Annotated in this window: 8 protein-coding genes; 3 read left to right on the top strand and 5 right to left on the bottom strand. The window is 48.8% G+C overall.

All coding sequences use genetic code 11. The annotated features are described in order from the left end of the window. Positions 1 to 162 precede the first annotated feature (162 nt). The 4 genes from VIM87_RS16125 to VIM87_RS16110 form a co-directional block, all read right to left on the bottom strand. Positions 163 to 1,257: a carboxylate-amine ligase gene (locus VIM87_RS16125; RefSeq protein WP_331997987.1), complete on the bottom strand. Its 1,095-nt coding sequence runs from the start codon at positions 1,255 to 1,257 to the stop codon at positions 163 to 165. A 288-nt stretch (positions 1,258 to 1,545) separates the two neighbouring features. Next, positions 1,546 to 2,604: a hypothetical protein gene (locus VIM87_RS16120; protein ID WP_331997986.1), complete on the bottom strand. Its 1,059-nt coding sequence runs from the start codon at positions 2,602 to 2,604 to the stop codon at positions 1,546 to 1,548. A gap of 42 nt (positions 2,605 to 2,646) precedes the next feature. After that, entirely contained in the window at positions 2,647 to 3,354 is a 708-nt protein-coding gene (locus tag VIM87_RS16115; RefSeq protein ID WP_331997985.1) for an esterase family protein, read from the bottom strand. A gap of 171 nt (positions 3,355 to 3,525) precedes the next feature. Next, the gene (locus VIM87_RS16110) at positions 3,526 to 6,759 is read right to left on the bottom strand and encodes a TonB-dependent receptor (protein WP_331997984.1); all 3,234 of its coding nucleotides are present in this window, start codon (positions 6,757 to 6,759) and stop codon (positions 3,526 to 3,528) included. Positions 6,760 to 7,212: 453 nt separating this feature from the next. On the opposite strand from VIM87_RS16110, the gene VIM87_RS16105 reads away from it, so the two are divergent. After that, positions 7,213 to 8,079 carry a hypothetical protein gene (locus tag VIM87_RS16105; protein ID WP_331997983.1) on the top strand — a complete coding sequence of 289 codons (867 nt, stop codon included), beginning with the start codon at positions 7,213 to 7,215 and terminating at the stop codon, positions 8,077 to 8,079. A gap of 512 nt (positions 8,080 to 8,591) precedes the next feature. Further along, a complete protein-coding gene (locus VIM87_RS16100; RefSeq protein ID WP_331997982.1) occupies positions 8,592 to 9,803 on the top strand; it encodes a bifunctional 3,4-dihydroxy-2-butanone-4-phosphate synthase/GTP cyclohydrolase II in 1,212 nt (403 codons plus the stop codon). A gap of 202 nt (positions 9,804 to 10,005) precedes the next feature. Here VIM87_RS16100 and VIM87_RS16095 read toward each other — a convergent pair whose 3' ends face one another. Then, positions 10,006 to 14,850 (bottom strand): translocation/assembly module TamB domain-containing protein, encoded by a 4,845-nt coding sequence (locus tag VIM87_RS16095; RefSeq protein ID WP_331997981.1) that lies wholly within the window; start codon positions 14,848 to 14,850, stop codon positions 10,006 to 10,008. A gap of 176 nt (positions 14,851 to 15,026) precedes the next feature. Between VIM87_RS16095 and VIM87_RS16090 the strand changes: the two genes are divergently transcribed. Further along, positions 15,027 to 15,474 (top strand): isoaspartyl peptidase/L-asparaginase (locus VIM87_RS16090; RefSeq protein WP_331997980.1); only part of this gene is annotated, 448 nt, incomplete at its 3' end.

Genomic DNA, 15,474 nt, shown 5'->3' with positions numbered 1-15,474 from the left:
AGCCCTCCCTATTTTAGAAAATTCTACGTTATTCATAATCTATCTGATTAAAAATAATCAATCAAATATAATACAAATATACAGGTTTCCTTTCCCTCCCCGCCAATATTTAAGCTTTGTATATATTTATTCTAATATATTAACCCGCTAGTTTATAAATAGTTATATCCCCTTTAAAAACTGCTCCTGTATAAAGTCAGCCACTGCCACCAGGTCATTGGTTGCTTCATAAACACGCAGCTGTTTATCTGCACCGGTGCCCTGTTCCAGGATCCGGCTGGTATTTTCAATGAACGGGCGGGAGCCAAGATCATCCACCACATCATCCACAAAATCCAGCAGCTCAAAGATAAGAGCCCGGGCATTCACTTCCATTTCCTTCCCAAAATCAATCAGGTTACCATCAATACCATAGCGGGAAGCGCGCCATTTATTTTCGTTTACCAGGGCGCGGTTATAAATAATGAAGTTCAGGTTTTGTGCGCGCAGCTTGTAGATCTTGGCGCATACAGCCTGGAACAGCGCGGCCAGGGTACAGGTTTCATCGGTGGTTAGCGGAATATCGCAAATGCGGAACTCCACGGTATTAAAGAACGGATGCACGCGCAGGTCCCACCAGATCTTTTTGGCATTATCAATACAGTTGGTTTTAATAAGCAGCTTCACATAATTATCATATTCCTCTATGCTGCCAAAATAATCGGGTATGCCGGTACGCGGGAATTTGTCGAACACCTTGGTACGAAAGGATTTGAAGCCTGTATTGCGGCCCTCCCAAAAAGGGGAGTTTGTGCTTAGCGCAAAAATATGCGGCAAAAAATAACGTACCGAGTTGGCTATATGCAGGGCCATTTCCCGGTTCTCCATACCTACGTGCACGTGTAAACCGAAAATGAGGTTGGAGCGGGCAGCATCCTGCATTTCATTTACGATCTCGAAATAGCGCGGATGGTCGGTGATCAGCTGCAGCGCCCATTCAGAAAAGGGATGCGTGCCGGATGCGCCGATACTATAACCCAGGTCGCCGGCAATGGTCCAGATGGTTTTGCGTAGCAAAGCCACATCCTGCCGGGCTTCTTCAATATTAGTGCAGATCTGTGTGCCTACTTCCACTACGGCCTGGTGAAACTCAGCTTTTACTTTATCGCGGATCAGCCTATGTGCCTGTTCTACGATCTTTTGCTCATGGGAGCAGAGTTCCCGTGTTTTCGGGTCCATCACCATGTATTCTTCTTCAATGCCAAGCGAGAATTGCATAAGGGACAATGTTCAATTACGAAATTACGAAACGCGAAGCGTTCATGAATGCCATTGAAAATTATTATGGTTATGAATAATTACGAATTGAGTAATTGCATAATAAAAAGTACAACGCATAGACCGGAAGGCTTCGTTATATAGTATCTTATTCATTTAACTAACTTACATCGTTATCCCCACCAGTCCTCCGTTGCATTCCAATTCGTAATTATTCGCATTCATAATCATTTTCAATGGTGCTCATGAATGCTTCACATTTCGTAATTGAATAATTCGTAATTCCCATTACTTCTTCACCTTCTCCGCCACCTTCTTCTCCGCCGGCTTCTTTTCCACGCTCTTCTTCTCTACACTCTTCTTCTTCTCCACCGCTTTTTTCTCCGTTACCTTCTTCTCCGCAACCACCTGCGCGTTCTCCTGCAAAAATCCGCCCCAGCTAAGCTTCGCCGTGCCCTTCTTCGCCGCTGCGGCTTTGGCCTTTTCAATTAAAAAAGCAGCGGTAGTAGCTACTATCCATTCAAAATTAGCTTCGCCAATGGTATGTATATCTGCTTCCGGCGCCGGGTTAAAGAAATCAATGGCATAGGGCACACCCTGGTGCACAGCTATTTCCACGGTATTAATATCATATCCCAGGTATTGATTCAGTTTAGTTACCTGCTTCACCAGTGTTTGCTGCAGGGCCTCATCCGGCGTAAAATCAGCTTCATAACGGTGCTGGTGCAGGCGGCGCGGATCATAGGCCATAATGCGTACCTGCCCGCCAATATAAAAGCAACGGTAGTAGCTTTCAAAATGAATTTCTTCCTGCAGCAGCATTACCTGGTGGCCGGTAGCAGCATGGCGGTGAAAACATTCTTCTGCAGATGTTACACGGTGCACATTACGCCAGCCCCCGTCTGATAAAGGCTTCAGGTAGGCTGGAAAACCCGTATAGGCAAAAATGGCCTCCCAGTCAAACGGGTAAGCCAGGTTACGGAAACTATCAGAAGTAGTATGTGCAGGATGCTCAAAAGTAGGCAGCAGCACGGTTTTAGGCACCTGCAACCCGGCCTTCAGAGCCAGCTCATTGTTCACAAACTTTTCATCGGCGCTCCACCAGAAAGGATTGTTAAGCACCACAGCGCCGTTTAACGCAGCATGTTTTACCCAGGAACGGTAAAAGGGCACGTGGTGGGATATACGGTCCAGGATCACAGCATAACCGGTATCCTGCCCCTGGATCACCTTATCTATTACTACCGCTTCCGCCTGAACGCCTTTGTTGTTTTGCCCGTTTATCCTGTCAATTAATGCCTGCGGAAAAATAGTTTCCTGGCCAAAAAGCACACCTATTTTTTTCATGGTTGAATTTTTTTTGTATGATGATCTTGCATGGTTTCAATCTTACTTGATCAGGGATAAATAATACGGCAGCATCTCCTTCCACCATGACCAGTCGTGCACGGCATTAGGGCGTACATCCAGCCAGTGGGAGATCTGCTTGTTAGCCAGTATGGCCGATAAATGTTCGTTCTGCGCACGGGCCACATCATGCTCCGCCACCCCTAATATAATGCCCATGCGCCAGAGCGCAGCTGCTTTATTGTCCGGCATATAATCCACCGGGTTGTGAAAATAAACGTTGTCATCATAATGCCCGTCCAGGCGGAAACGTATATCAAACGTGCCGCTCAGGCTAAACAGGTAAGATACTTTTTCCGGGTAGCGGAAAGCAAAGTTAGCCGCATGGTACCCGCCAAAGCTGCACCCCGCCACGGCTACACGCTGAATGCCGGTTTCCTGTACGGCGCGTTCCAGCACCTCGTGCAGCAGCGCCTGGTCATAACGGGTATGGTTATAGGCCCGCGCCGCAGGGGGAATGTGCCGGTTGTACCAGCTGTGATGATCTATGCTATCGGGACAGTATACGCGTACCAGCTGCTGATCCACAAACCAGCGCAGGGATTCAATAAGGCCCCTGTCTTTGCTTTCGTAATGCCGGCCCATAGAGGTGGGGAACAGGATCAATGGGTATCCCTCATCACCGAACACCAGCATTTCAAAGTCTTTGCCCAGGTAGGGCGAATGCCATTTGTAGTAGTTTTCCGTCACTTACTAAAAGTAGCGAAAAATGCCGGGATTTTATTCCGTTAGCGGATAGATGGACCATTCACAATTACTCCGCGTCTTTGCATCCGCCTGCATTCCAATCCGTATTCTAAAAACAAAAAGGGTGTCTCAACTTTGAGACACCCTTCTTTATCAGGAAAGAAAATACTGTGCTTAGAAGCTATAACGCAAACCTACCTGCATGTTCCAGCGGGAAAGGAAGTTGGAATAAGCCCAGGGCTCCTTTGTATACTGGTTAGTGCCGAATTGTGGGTTAAAGGTAAAGGTAGGCGTGTTCGGATCTATCCAGGCACTGGTTCTGGCCAGGTTAAGCGGTTGCAGCTGCTGGTTGTTATTACCCGGGTAGTAAGCACGTCCCCAGTTCTTGTTCAGCAGGTTGCTTACGTTAAAAATATCGAAAGTAAGGCTCAGCGTATGGTCCTTAATAACAGCAAAATCTTCGGCCACTTTCAGGTCAAAGTGGTTTTCCCATGGCAGGCGTGCGCCATTCCTTTCGGTATTCTTACCCACGTGATCGCGCAGGTATTTGTTGGTGTTCACATATTGCTGGAACATAGCATATTGCTGCTCCGGAGTATAGGTTACTGCAGTAGCGCCGGAACCTACAACCAGAGTGCTGAACTGTGCTGCACTGTTAGGTATATACATTATGTCAGCGCTGTTGCTGGTGTTGGCTGAGGTACGGGTGGTACCATCATCACCATTCACATCGCCAAAGTATACATAGGAAAGCGGCAGGCCGGACTGGCCGGTGTATACTAAACCAATGTTGGTAGAGAACTTACCGTATCTGAAGCGTTTGCCGATATAACCCACAATGCGGGAACCCTGGTCGTAGTTAGTGCGGGCCTGGTCCAGGTTGTTAAGACCGTTGATGTTATACACAAAACGGTAGTTGGAGATGGCGGTAGAAGAAGTACCGTCATTCACACCATAAGAGTGGCCCAGGCTGTAAGACAGGCTGGCCGACCAACCCTGGCTGAATGATTTCTGCAGCTGTGCAGTGATGTTATAAGTATATCCTTTAGTAGTATTGCCCAGTGACAGTATTTTGGTAAAGTTCGGGTCTACCAGGGTCCCATAGAAAGGACGTTTAGTATCGCCCAGGTTAATAGTACCGGTAGAAGGAGCCAGGTTCAGATCCTTATACAGGATGTCCTGGATAGTTTTGGTATACATACCTTCTAAGGTACCAATAATGCCGAAAGGCAGTTTCTGATCAATAGCCAGGTTAGCGCGTAATACTCTCGGGTATTTGAAATTGCGGTCAGTTACGTCAATTTCAGTAGGCGCTGGCGTACCGCCGGTGCTGGGAGCCGGCCGGTAAGGATTGTTCGGGTTGAAGGTGATACCTGCAGCTTTTACCGCAGCGGCATTGTTGGCAGAATAGCTGATCCTGGTCACACCGGTACCGGCGTATTGGTTAGAGATCCATACAAAAGGTACGCGGCCGGTAAATATACCTACACCGCCACGCAGCTGGGTAGTACCGTCTTTTTTAACGTCCCAGTTAAAACCTACCCTTGGAGCCAGCAGTATCTGCGATTTAGGCATTTGATTGGTAGCCACATTATTTGCTTTGGCTATGGCTGAATTATTGAAGAAATCATTGGCAGCCGGTTTATTGAAGAACACCGGCATGTCTGCCCTGATACCGTAGGTCAGCTTAAAGTTATCAGTAACATCAAAAACATCCTGCACATACAGGCCAAATTGTGCGGCATGCATTACAGACGCTGCCAGGTCGTTACCACCTTTGGTAGAGTAGTTGGTGGTATAGCTGTTCAGGGCAACATTCGCCTTAAAAGAATCTATGCTGTTATAGCTATAGTTACCTAATATACCCTGCATGAACACGTTGTTGGTATTATAGAACTGGTTGTCTGTACCAACAGTGATCGTATGTTTGCCGTAATAAATGGTGAAGTTATCAGTAATGGTATAGTTGTTCTGGTCCAGTTTGTTGGCTTGTGAGCTGTTCTCTGTACCAAAACGGTAGGTAGCGCCATTGTCTGAAATGCTTACAGCCGGGAACGGATCGCCGGGAGTAGCACGGTTATCACGGGTAGCATTATACGTTACACGCAGCATATTGGAAAACCTGCTGGAGATATTGGAGTTCAGCTCCAGTACGGTAGAGTTGTTGGTAGAGTTGAACTTGTAACCATTATTCAGGAAGCTCATAGCAGTGCGGGAGTCGCTGATGATCAGGTTACTGCCTTTTACAAAGCTGTGGCGGATGGTCAGCTTGTTCTTTTCATTGATGTTCCAGTCAATACGCGCAAAAACGGAGTTGGCTTCTTTGGGAATATTAATGCCGTTGTAAGCACCCGGGTCATAGCTCCAGCCGGCGTGTTTGCTTTCGTCTTTCAGCCAGTCGCTCAGATCCTTTACTATATTCGCATCAATGGAAGATGCGCCGGTACCGGGCTGGAAGTCCAGCGGACGGCTGCGTCTTTGTCCTTCATAGTTAACAAAGAAGAACAGCTTGTCTTTAATGATCGGTCCACCTAAACGGGCGCCAAAGGTCCAGTCATGGAAATTACCGTATTTATCACGGGTATCGGCACTTTTACCTACAAAAGACTGGTTCTGGTTAAAGGTATAGGCAGATCCGTGAAGCTCGTTGGAGCCGGAACGGGTTACTGCATTCACACCACCGCCGGTAAAACCGCCCAGGGTTACGTCGTAGGGAGACAGCACCACCTGTACCTGCTCAATAGCGTCAAAAGGTATGGGGTTAATGCTGGCCTGTCCGCCGTTAGTGCCGCTGGCTGCAAGACCAAATACGTCTGTTGCGTTGGCGCCGTCAATAGTGAACTGGTTATATTTATTGCTTGCACCGGCAAAGGAAATACCCATGGTAGAACCGTCAGAGGCGTCTCTTCTGGCCTGTGCCTGCGGTACCAGGCGCACAAAATCGTTAATGTTACGGCTGGTAGTAGGCAGGGTTTGCAGCTGCTGTTGCGACAAGTTGGTTTGGGTACCTTGTCTTTCCGGGGAAATAAGGGCGTTCCTGTTATAGATCACCTCTACTTCGTTCAGGGATTTGGAGTTGTCCTCCAGCTGAACGTTCAGCTTGGCGGGTACACCCAGCTGCAGGGAAATGTCTTGATAGGTACGGGTTACATATCCTATAAAGGTTACTTCTATTTTATAGGGTCCGCCAACCTTCATGTTAGGGATGTTGAACCGTCCATCTGCCTGGGAAACGGTTCCGTAAATAGTTCCGGTAGGTACGTGGGTGGCTTTTACGGTAGCCCCGATAAGTCCTTCATTTTTATTGTCCTTTACAACACCGGTAAGGCTACTCGTCGTAACCTGAGCATAGGAAAAAATAGTACTCAGCACGAGGGTAACAGTGAGTAGAAATTTGTGAAATCCCATAATTCTAGCAAGTTTGATTTACCCCGCAAAATTGAGAAATAATCATATTAAAATTTTAACGGTAAATTAACAAATTGTTAAGGTGTGATAGTTTTTATTGGGTGCTACAGGCTGTTTGGAGGTTATTTAATTCTATGCCTATACGTTTCTATTTATTCAAGGAGTATTCAAAGAAATTAACATTCTTCAAATCTATTTGTTTATAATATGTAAAAAATGTGGAAAAGTGGCGGTGTTTTTGCTGTGTCCGGCTCCCAAAACATGATTTCTGGTATAAGGATCAGCATTTTAAGTGTATTCCGCTTTCATTTTTCCTGCAAAAGTGCCACATTAACCCCACCTTATTCCCGGATCAAGTCCACGTCAAGTCCGGGTGTTTCTCTACTATTATTTATGTGATCTCCGTGTGAACAAAGTGTAATACCCGTTGTTAATACTGGAAAAGTATATCCTATGGCTATCTTAAAAGGTCCTATGAAGCTGGAGGGCAGGGTAGGAGACCTGATCTTTTACCGCCGTGGCAATAAAACCTGCTGCCGCAGCATGCCTGTCTACAAACCCGGCAGCATGACCACTGCCAGTAAGCAAAGCGCCGGCGAATTCGGCCAGGCCAGCAAGGCAGGGAAACTATTCCGCCAGGCGCTCAGCGGCCTGTGGCCCACACCACAGGATAGCGGTATGGTAAACCGTTTGAATAAAACTATGTATAGCGCCCTCCGGGCCGATACGCGTCCGCGGGGCCAGCGGGTTATTACGCCCGCCGCTTTAAAGGAGGCCCTGAAGAATTTCCGGTTTAATAATAAAGCAGTTCCTAACATCCAGGTTAGCTGCACCCGCGAAAAAGGGCAGCTGCGTATCCATATGCCGGAGCAGTGGGTGCAGCGGTTAAAACGCCCCCGTTATGCCTCCCATGTACAGGTGCAGGTAGCTGCCCTGGCCATGGACGCCGCCACCGGCGCCTGCCGCAAAGTGGCCACTGTAACGGATTGCGTAGCCCTGGATGCCTCGCATACCGGCGTTTTACCCATGTTACAATCGCCTCCTGATCCGCGGCTTACCACCGTAGTGTTGCTGCAGCTGCGTTTTATTAAAGAAGAAGCCAATGGCCAGATCTATTCCTCTGCAGAAAAAACTGGGATGCTGTCCTGTATAATAGAAGTATTGCTGCCGGAAAAAAAGCTTAAACCAGCGGCAAATGAGCGGCCGGTGGCCATTGCCCGTAAAAAGCCACGCGTGGTGGAAGCCATTGCTGCACCCCCGGGCCGCAAAACATCCACCCCCGCACCGCAATCTCACAGCTTCCACGAAAGCCCCTCGTAGATGGGCAGATATGCAGATGTGCAGATGTGCAAATATGCAGATGTGCAGATGAATGCACTCATATATTCCCACAAACATCAGCACACCAGCATATTATTATATTATCATTAGTACATTCCCAACCATCTGCACACCTGCACACCTGCACACCTGCACATCTGCATATTTGCATATTTGCACATTTGCACATTTGCACATTTGCCAGGCAACGCCTGCGCCTTTTCCTGCGTATACATAGCAGTAGCGCAAACACGCTGCGTTACGCTTTGCGTATTAAGCGCCTGGCGTTCCGCATTTTAATTTTGCTTTTTCATGACAATCATAACTATGCCATCAACCAGGGGCCCCTGCACCTGGTTTTTCTTTAACTATACCTGGATCAACATCTTAGGAATAAAGGATCCACATTGTATAAGTGGAGAGGCGGCACTTACCTGCCGGTACCTAACCTGACCACAGCAACCTAATTTGTGCTAACTTTGCCCATTATTTCAACTGACTGATCTTTATATATGCTAGACACAATTGAAGCAGCCCTGGACGACATTAAAAAAGGAAAGCTGGTCATAGTAGTGGATGATGAAGACCGCGAAAACGAAGGCGATTTTGTGACGGCCGCCCGCAACGTAACACCCGAGATCATCAACTTCATGAGCATACATGGCCGCGGCCTTATATGCGCCCCCCTGGTAGAGGAGCGCTGCGAGGAGCTGGGCCTGGAAATGATGGTGCGCGATAATACCGCCCTGCACCAAACACCCTTTACCGTAAGCGTAGACCTGTTAGGACATGGCTGTACCACCGGCATCTCTGCCCACGACAGGGCCAAGACCGTACAGGCGCTCATTGATCCCAACACCCGCCCCGAATACCTGGGCAAACCCGGACACATTTTCCCGCTGAAAGCCAAAAAAGGCGGGGTGCTGCGCCGCACCGGCCACACAGAAGCCACCATTGACCTGGCCCGTTTGGCTGGTTTTGAACCTGCCGGCGTGCTGGTAGAGATCATGAATGAAGATGGCTCCATGGCCCGCCTGCCGCAGCTGCGCGAGATAGCCACTAAGTTCGACCTGAAGCTCATCTCCATAAAAGACCTCATTGCTTACCGCCTGCGTACAGAAACTTTGATAGAAGAAGAAGTACGCGTGCAAATGCCCACCAAATACGGCAACTTTGAGCTGATAGCCTTTAAGCAGCTGAACTCCGGCGATATGCACATGGCCCTGAAAAAAGGAGATTGGGAAGATGGCGAGCCCGTGCTGTTGCGCGTACACTCCTCCTGTTTCACCGGCGATATCCTGCACTCCTTACGCTGTGATTGCGGCGAGCAGCTGCATGCTGCCATGACCATGGTAGAAAAAGAAGGTAAGGGCCTTATATTATATATGAACCAGGAAGGCCGGGGTATTGGCCTGCTGAATAAGCTAAAAGCCTACAAGCTGCAGGAAGAAGGCCGCGATACCGTGGAAGCCAACCTGGAGCTGGGCTTTAATATGGATGAACGTGATTATGGTATTGGCGCGCAGATCCTGCGCCACCTGAACATCAGCAAGATCCGCCTCATGACCAACAACCCCCGCAAACGCGCCGGCCTCAAAGGTTATGGACTGGAGATCGTTGAAAACGTACCCATCGAGATCCATCCCAACCCGCACAACGAGTTTTACCTGCAAACCAAACGGGATAAGCTGGGGCACGAAATTCTGGGGCGCATTACGAATTAATAATTAAGAATTAATAATTAATAAAGTACTTCACAACAAAAAGTCCTGCGCATATGTGCAGGACTTTTTATTTATAGCATTTTAATTAATCAATTAATCAAATCAATTAACATCCCATCCCCGCCGATCTCCGCTGCATTCATTATTAATTATTAATTATTCATTCTTAATTACTCTGGCTGCATTCATTATTAATTATTAATTATTCATTATTAATTGAATCTCTCGGCTTCAGCGCTTCCGTGCGCCTCATAGAATCCAGTAAACGCCGGGAGGGGCGCCTGCTTTCAAACAGCTCCCGTAGCCGGTTATACTCACGTACATAGGAAATACCCAAACCCGCCTTGTTGCGGTTCACCAGGTTATATACGTCATAATCCGTTTTACTAAAGGCATTAATACGGATGCGGCCATCCTGGGTTAGCAGGTATTCAACCCGGAAGTCGCCGGCAAAGCGGTTAGAGGTAGCGCTGGTAGCCGTTCTTCCCCAATCGTAATCACCACCAACGTATAAGCGTACACGATTATTGAACAGGTTACTTGTAATACCTGCGCTCAGCTGGTTACGGTCCATATTGGTATTATCCTGGTTGCCTATGTTATAGGCCCGGTAGTTCACATTCACGCCAATACCGCTGTTCTTCAGGATAACGCCGGTAATATTATTCAGGATAGCAGATGCCTGGGCCGATAAAGCCTGTCCCACACTATTCTTACCCACTATGCCTGCGCTGCCGGTAGCCGCATTGTCATCCGGTATGAACTGGTTAAACAGCAGCAGGCCATACACCTGCAGCAGCGCTTTGTTCTGGTCCTGGTTAATTTCCCGTATACGTGCAGCCACGCCGCTCTCATAGGAAAGGGAGCCTACATCCGGCAGCTGTATCTCGTAGGCAATATCCGGCTTCATCATTTCACCGCGCAGGTTTATCACTACATCCACTCTTTCCTGGCGGGTAGCCAGCTTATCGCTGCTAATGGCCGCAGAGGCGTTGGCGTTATACTGGCCTACCAGGTTATACAGGCTTACTTTGGGTACGCTGTATTTGGCGGTAATGTTCATGCGGGCTTCCCGCGGATCGCCGTTCCAGGTAATGGTGCTGTTCTTGGTAATATCAAATTTCCAGCTGGTAAGGCGCTGGAAGGTAAAGTTGTAAGATCCGTTGTTGATCTCATAGTCCCCGAACATGGAGAAGTCGCCGGCAGTATTCACGTTGATCTGCAGGTTCCCGTTGCCGTTGGCAGAGATCACATCGCCGGTAGTGGCATCCAGGATCACATCTATCTGCGCATCCGGGTTGGCGGCAATATCCAGGCGTATGTTCAGGTTCACATTATCCTTCTTCTTCTTTTTAGGCTGCTCCATTTCTGTGCCGTAGGTCTTAAAGGTAATGTAGTCGTATTTACCAATATCCTTTGTGTCCGACATAGGCAGGTAAAAGTGCGTGCCTTTCACCGGGCGTGCCAGTATGTGCAGCTGCATATCATTCAGCGGGCCTGAGAAATATACCTTACCATCTGCGATCACATCCCCGTAAAACAGGTCGCTGTCGGCCCCGGTAGTGTTCATGAACATGAACTTGCGGCCGGTAACGTCAAAGTCAAAATTCAGCTTGGAGAAATGATCGTGGGAAATATAACCGCTGGCGCTTGCCCGGTTATTGAATTTATCAACAATGCTAAAGTTGCCGAACTCTATCAGGTTATCATCCACATTAATATTCAGCCGCGGTATTTTATAATAGGTGCCCAGGTATAGTACGCGGATGCCTACACTATCCAGCTGCACCTTACCTTTTATGGATGGCTGATCGGTAGTGCCGCTAATAGTAAGCTTGCCCGTGGCCAGGCCGGAAAGGCGGTCCACATAATCGCCCAGGTATTGGTTCAGCGGGTCAATGGAAGTGCCGTTCAGATCCACGGTGCCGCTAAGCTGGTTATTTTCTTTGGTAAGGCCGGCAATACCCTGTATGGTAAAGTTGCGGCCTGCGTTCCTGGATTGTATCTCAACGTTTGATTCGCCGGTTTGCTGCCGGTAGCCGCCCTTAATGGTCACCAGGCCCAGTGAATCGTTGTTCAGCTTTAAGTTGCTGGCCGTAATGTCTGCATCAATATCCAGGTTGCGCGTAGGGTCTGATATGTTGATCACGCCATTGGCCTGCCCTTCAACCGGCATGGGCAGCAGCTGTGCGGGAATGGCATCGGCCAGGTTCAGATTTTTAAGCGTGATCATAAAGCGCGATTCATCCGGGTTAAACTCATTGGTTTCCACCGTAACGCTTTGATCATTGCGGGTAATGCGCAGGTTATTAACCGTCAGGAAATGTTTGCTCCAGTAAATTTCATTCCCGGCCGTAACGTTCCACTGCCGCTCATTTACAGTAAAAGAGCTGTTCAGGAAGTTGATCTTTACCCCGTCATTCACGGTAACTACCCGGGCATAAAAGCCATCCATGTTGGTAGAGTCCTGGCTGGCCTGCACATCCATCTTTATAAAAGAAGTATCGTGGCCCGAGCTGGCCAGTATCAGCGGGTTTTGCAGCCATACACGGTTACCGGAATACACCTTGCCAATGCTGGTGCTTACATTGATCTTATTAAAATTACCGCTGCCTTTTATTTGCAGGTCCTGCACGCTATATCCCTGGTAGGCGGCCTGCGGCACAAAGGCATTCAGGGAAATGCTGCCCTGCATGGTATTTAAGCCGCCGCTTACCCGGGCCTGGTCAAACCCGGAAATATCTTTTGTAAAGGCATGTATCAGCTTATCCACCTGCCCGAACTGGAAGGCAAACGTAAAATCCTCCTTAATGTTAGCCTTGGGCGGGGAAGAAAAGAAGCTGGGATAATATTTATTCAGGAACAGGCGAAAGGCATCCGGCAGCTCCACAAAGCTATAGGTGCCTTTTACATACCCGGTTATCTCGCTGCCCACAATGCCCAGCACCTTGGCATTGTTTTCCATATGGGTGCTGATGTTGAGGGAGTCAAAATCCACCCGGCTCTGGTTCTTGTACAGCGATACGTCGTATATACGTGCCGTGCCATCAAAGTTATCAATGTTATCACCGGCAAAGTTCAGATCCAGCTTGGTTTGCAGGGTAATGGAGTCCGTTGTGAGGCGCAGCGCTTTCAGGTTGCTTTTGCGGATCTCCGAGTTGAATTTGAACACCGGCACCGAGTCGTTAAAGTCAATGGTACCGGCAAAATCCATATCCAGGTTAGGATCCTTTACCGCCAGGGAGCCGTTAAAGAATTTGCGGTTCATTTCGCCCTGGGTCTTGATATTCGTATAGGTGTAATCGTAAAGGGCTATTGCCTGCACATCCGCATCTACATTAGCCTTCAGTGTTCTTATATTAAAGCCTGCGCCGTTCACTTTTGCGCTCAGGGAAATGGTGGAGAGCTGTGGCACATCCAGCAGGGACCCTAAGTTAAAATTATTGGTGGTAAGGCTGCCGGAGTACACCGGTATATCAGCGCTGGTTTTAAAGTTCAGATCCGAGCTTACATTTCCCAGGTTGGTCTGAAATTTACCATAGGCCACAAAATCATTCACAAAACCGGTAAAGCTACCCTGGAAGGCAATGTTGGAAAGGCGGTCAATATGCAGCTGCGGCACATCTTTAATGGTGGGGAAGATGCGCTGTACATCTTCGCCGGTAGTTACCAGGTCCGATGCCTGGAAGTCGATGAAGGTTTCATTGATCTCCGGCAGGCCGCGCATTTTAAAATGCCCTTTCAGGCGGGTGGTGCTGCCGGCCTGCAGGCTTACGCTGTCTGCATCCAGGTTGCTCACCGGGCCTTCTACCACGCCATTCAGGGATATTTCCCTTTTCCAGCTGGTAAGGGGCGGGGCAAAGTAGGCAATATCATCAGAAGATAAGGTGCTGTTCACAAAACGCGCTTTCATAAACACCAGGTCCACATAATCGCTCATGTCGCCAAGATCGGAGTATTGCATGGTGTAGTAGTTGCGCAGGTGGCTGCGGTTGGTAATGAGGTCCATTTGAGAGAACTCCATTTCCACCGGCGACATTTTAAAACGGGCCGTCAGCTTTTTCACCTCAAACCCGCTGCGTTCTTTCGTGCGCAGGGTCAGGTCGCCGATAATGCTGTCTTTTATAAGGCTGGTGTTCAGCAGGGTCAGATTTATATTCGCAAAGCGTATGTGGTCCGGATCAAAGAACCCGGGTCCCAGGGGCTTGGTATCTTCCAGGTCCTCCAGCCCAAATACCCCGTTACGCACGGCCAGCTCCCTTACCAGCAGCTTCCAGTTGCTGCTGTTCCAGCGCAGCTGCCCGGTACTGTCAATGGCCGGTAAGGGCGAATTGGTGCTTTTGCTTTTTTTGTGCCGCAGGGGAGAGGCAGGGTAACGGTTAATAATAAACGAAGGCTGATCCAGCAGCAGCTGCTGGATATCTATATTATGTTTTTGCAGGTCCAGGTTCTGGGCGTCCAGGTAGATCTGTTTGGCCGCTATGCGCATATCTTCACCCACCCAGGCATCGATCTGGTTAATGTGTATGTTGCGCAGGTCTATGCGGCGCAGGTCCAGGGCAACCCCGCTGCTGCTTTTGGGCGTGGTGCTGGTATCCGGGGCGGATGAGCCGAATGCATCTACAATAAACTGATAGTTCCAGGCCGAATCATTGCGGTGGCGCACCAGGTTCACCTGGGCATTTTCCAGGCCTATGAACTTCAGCACGGGCTTTTCCTGGAAAAAGAACCAGTCGGTAATGCGCACCTGCATGGCGCCGGCATACAGCAGGGTATCGTGATGGCGGTCTTCAATATAAGTGCCTTCCAGGCGCGCACTGTTAAACAGCCGCAGGCTCACCCCTTTCACGGCTACTTTTGTATGCAGCTGTTCCGATAGCCGCCGGGCCGTTTCCTGCACCAGCCACCGCTGCACCGCAGGAATGTTAACCAATATGCCTATCAATATAATAATGCCCAGCAGTGATAGCAGGACAATCGTTGATATTTTACGTACTTTTTTCAGCGATCTGCATTTATCCGGCAAAAATACCATTTTCAGCCACACCTCCCCGGATTTTAGATCTTAGATTTACGATTTTAGATTTAGGAAGGTTTACATTATTGCTGGGTCTACGATCTTAATGTTACTTCGTTGATTTACCTGTTTACGATTGTAGCCCTCATCCCCGGACCATTTCCAATAAATCTAAAATCGTAAATCTAAAATCGTAAATTTCATTCATGTTATCCACTTTCCTCGCTTTGCTTATGACCGCCGGCACACTGCCTGTTAATGACACGGCTACAGCCAAACCTAAATATGTAATGGTGATACACGGCGGGGCCGGCACCATCCTGAAATCGCAAATGACGCCGGAAAAGGAGCAGGCCTATAAAACGGCCCTGGAGCTGGCCTTGCGCAGCGGGTATACCATTCTGCAAAAGGGCGGCAGCAGCCTGGATGCCGTGGAAGCAGCCATACGGGTAATGGAAGATTCGCCCCTGTTCAATGCCGGCAAAGGCGCTGTGTTCACCCACGAAGGCAAAAACGAAATGGATGCCGCTATTATGAATGGCAAAACACTGGCCGCCGGTTCTGTTGCCGGCGTAACCGTGATCCGCAATCCCATTGCCGCTGCCAGGGCCGTAATGGAAAAGTCGCAGCACGTAATGCTCACCGGGCCGGGGG

This window comes from Chitinophaga sp., assembly GCF_036569125.1.
In the GTDB taxonomy this organism is placed as follows: domain Bacteria; phylum Bacteroidota; class Bacteroidia; order Chitinophagales; family Chitinophagaceae; genus Chitinophaga.
This window is presented reverse-complemented; position numbering and strand designations above follow the sequence as displayed.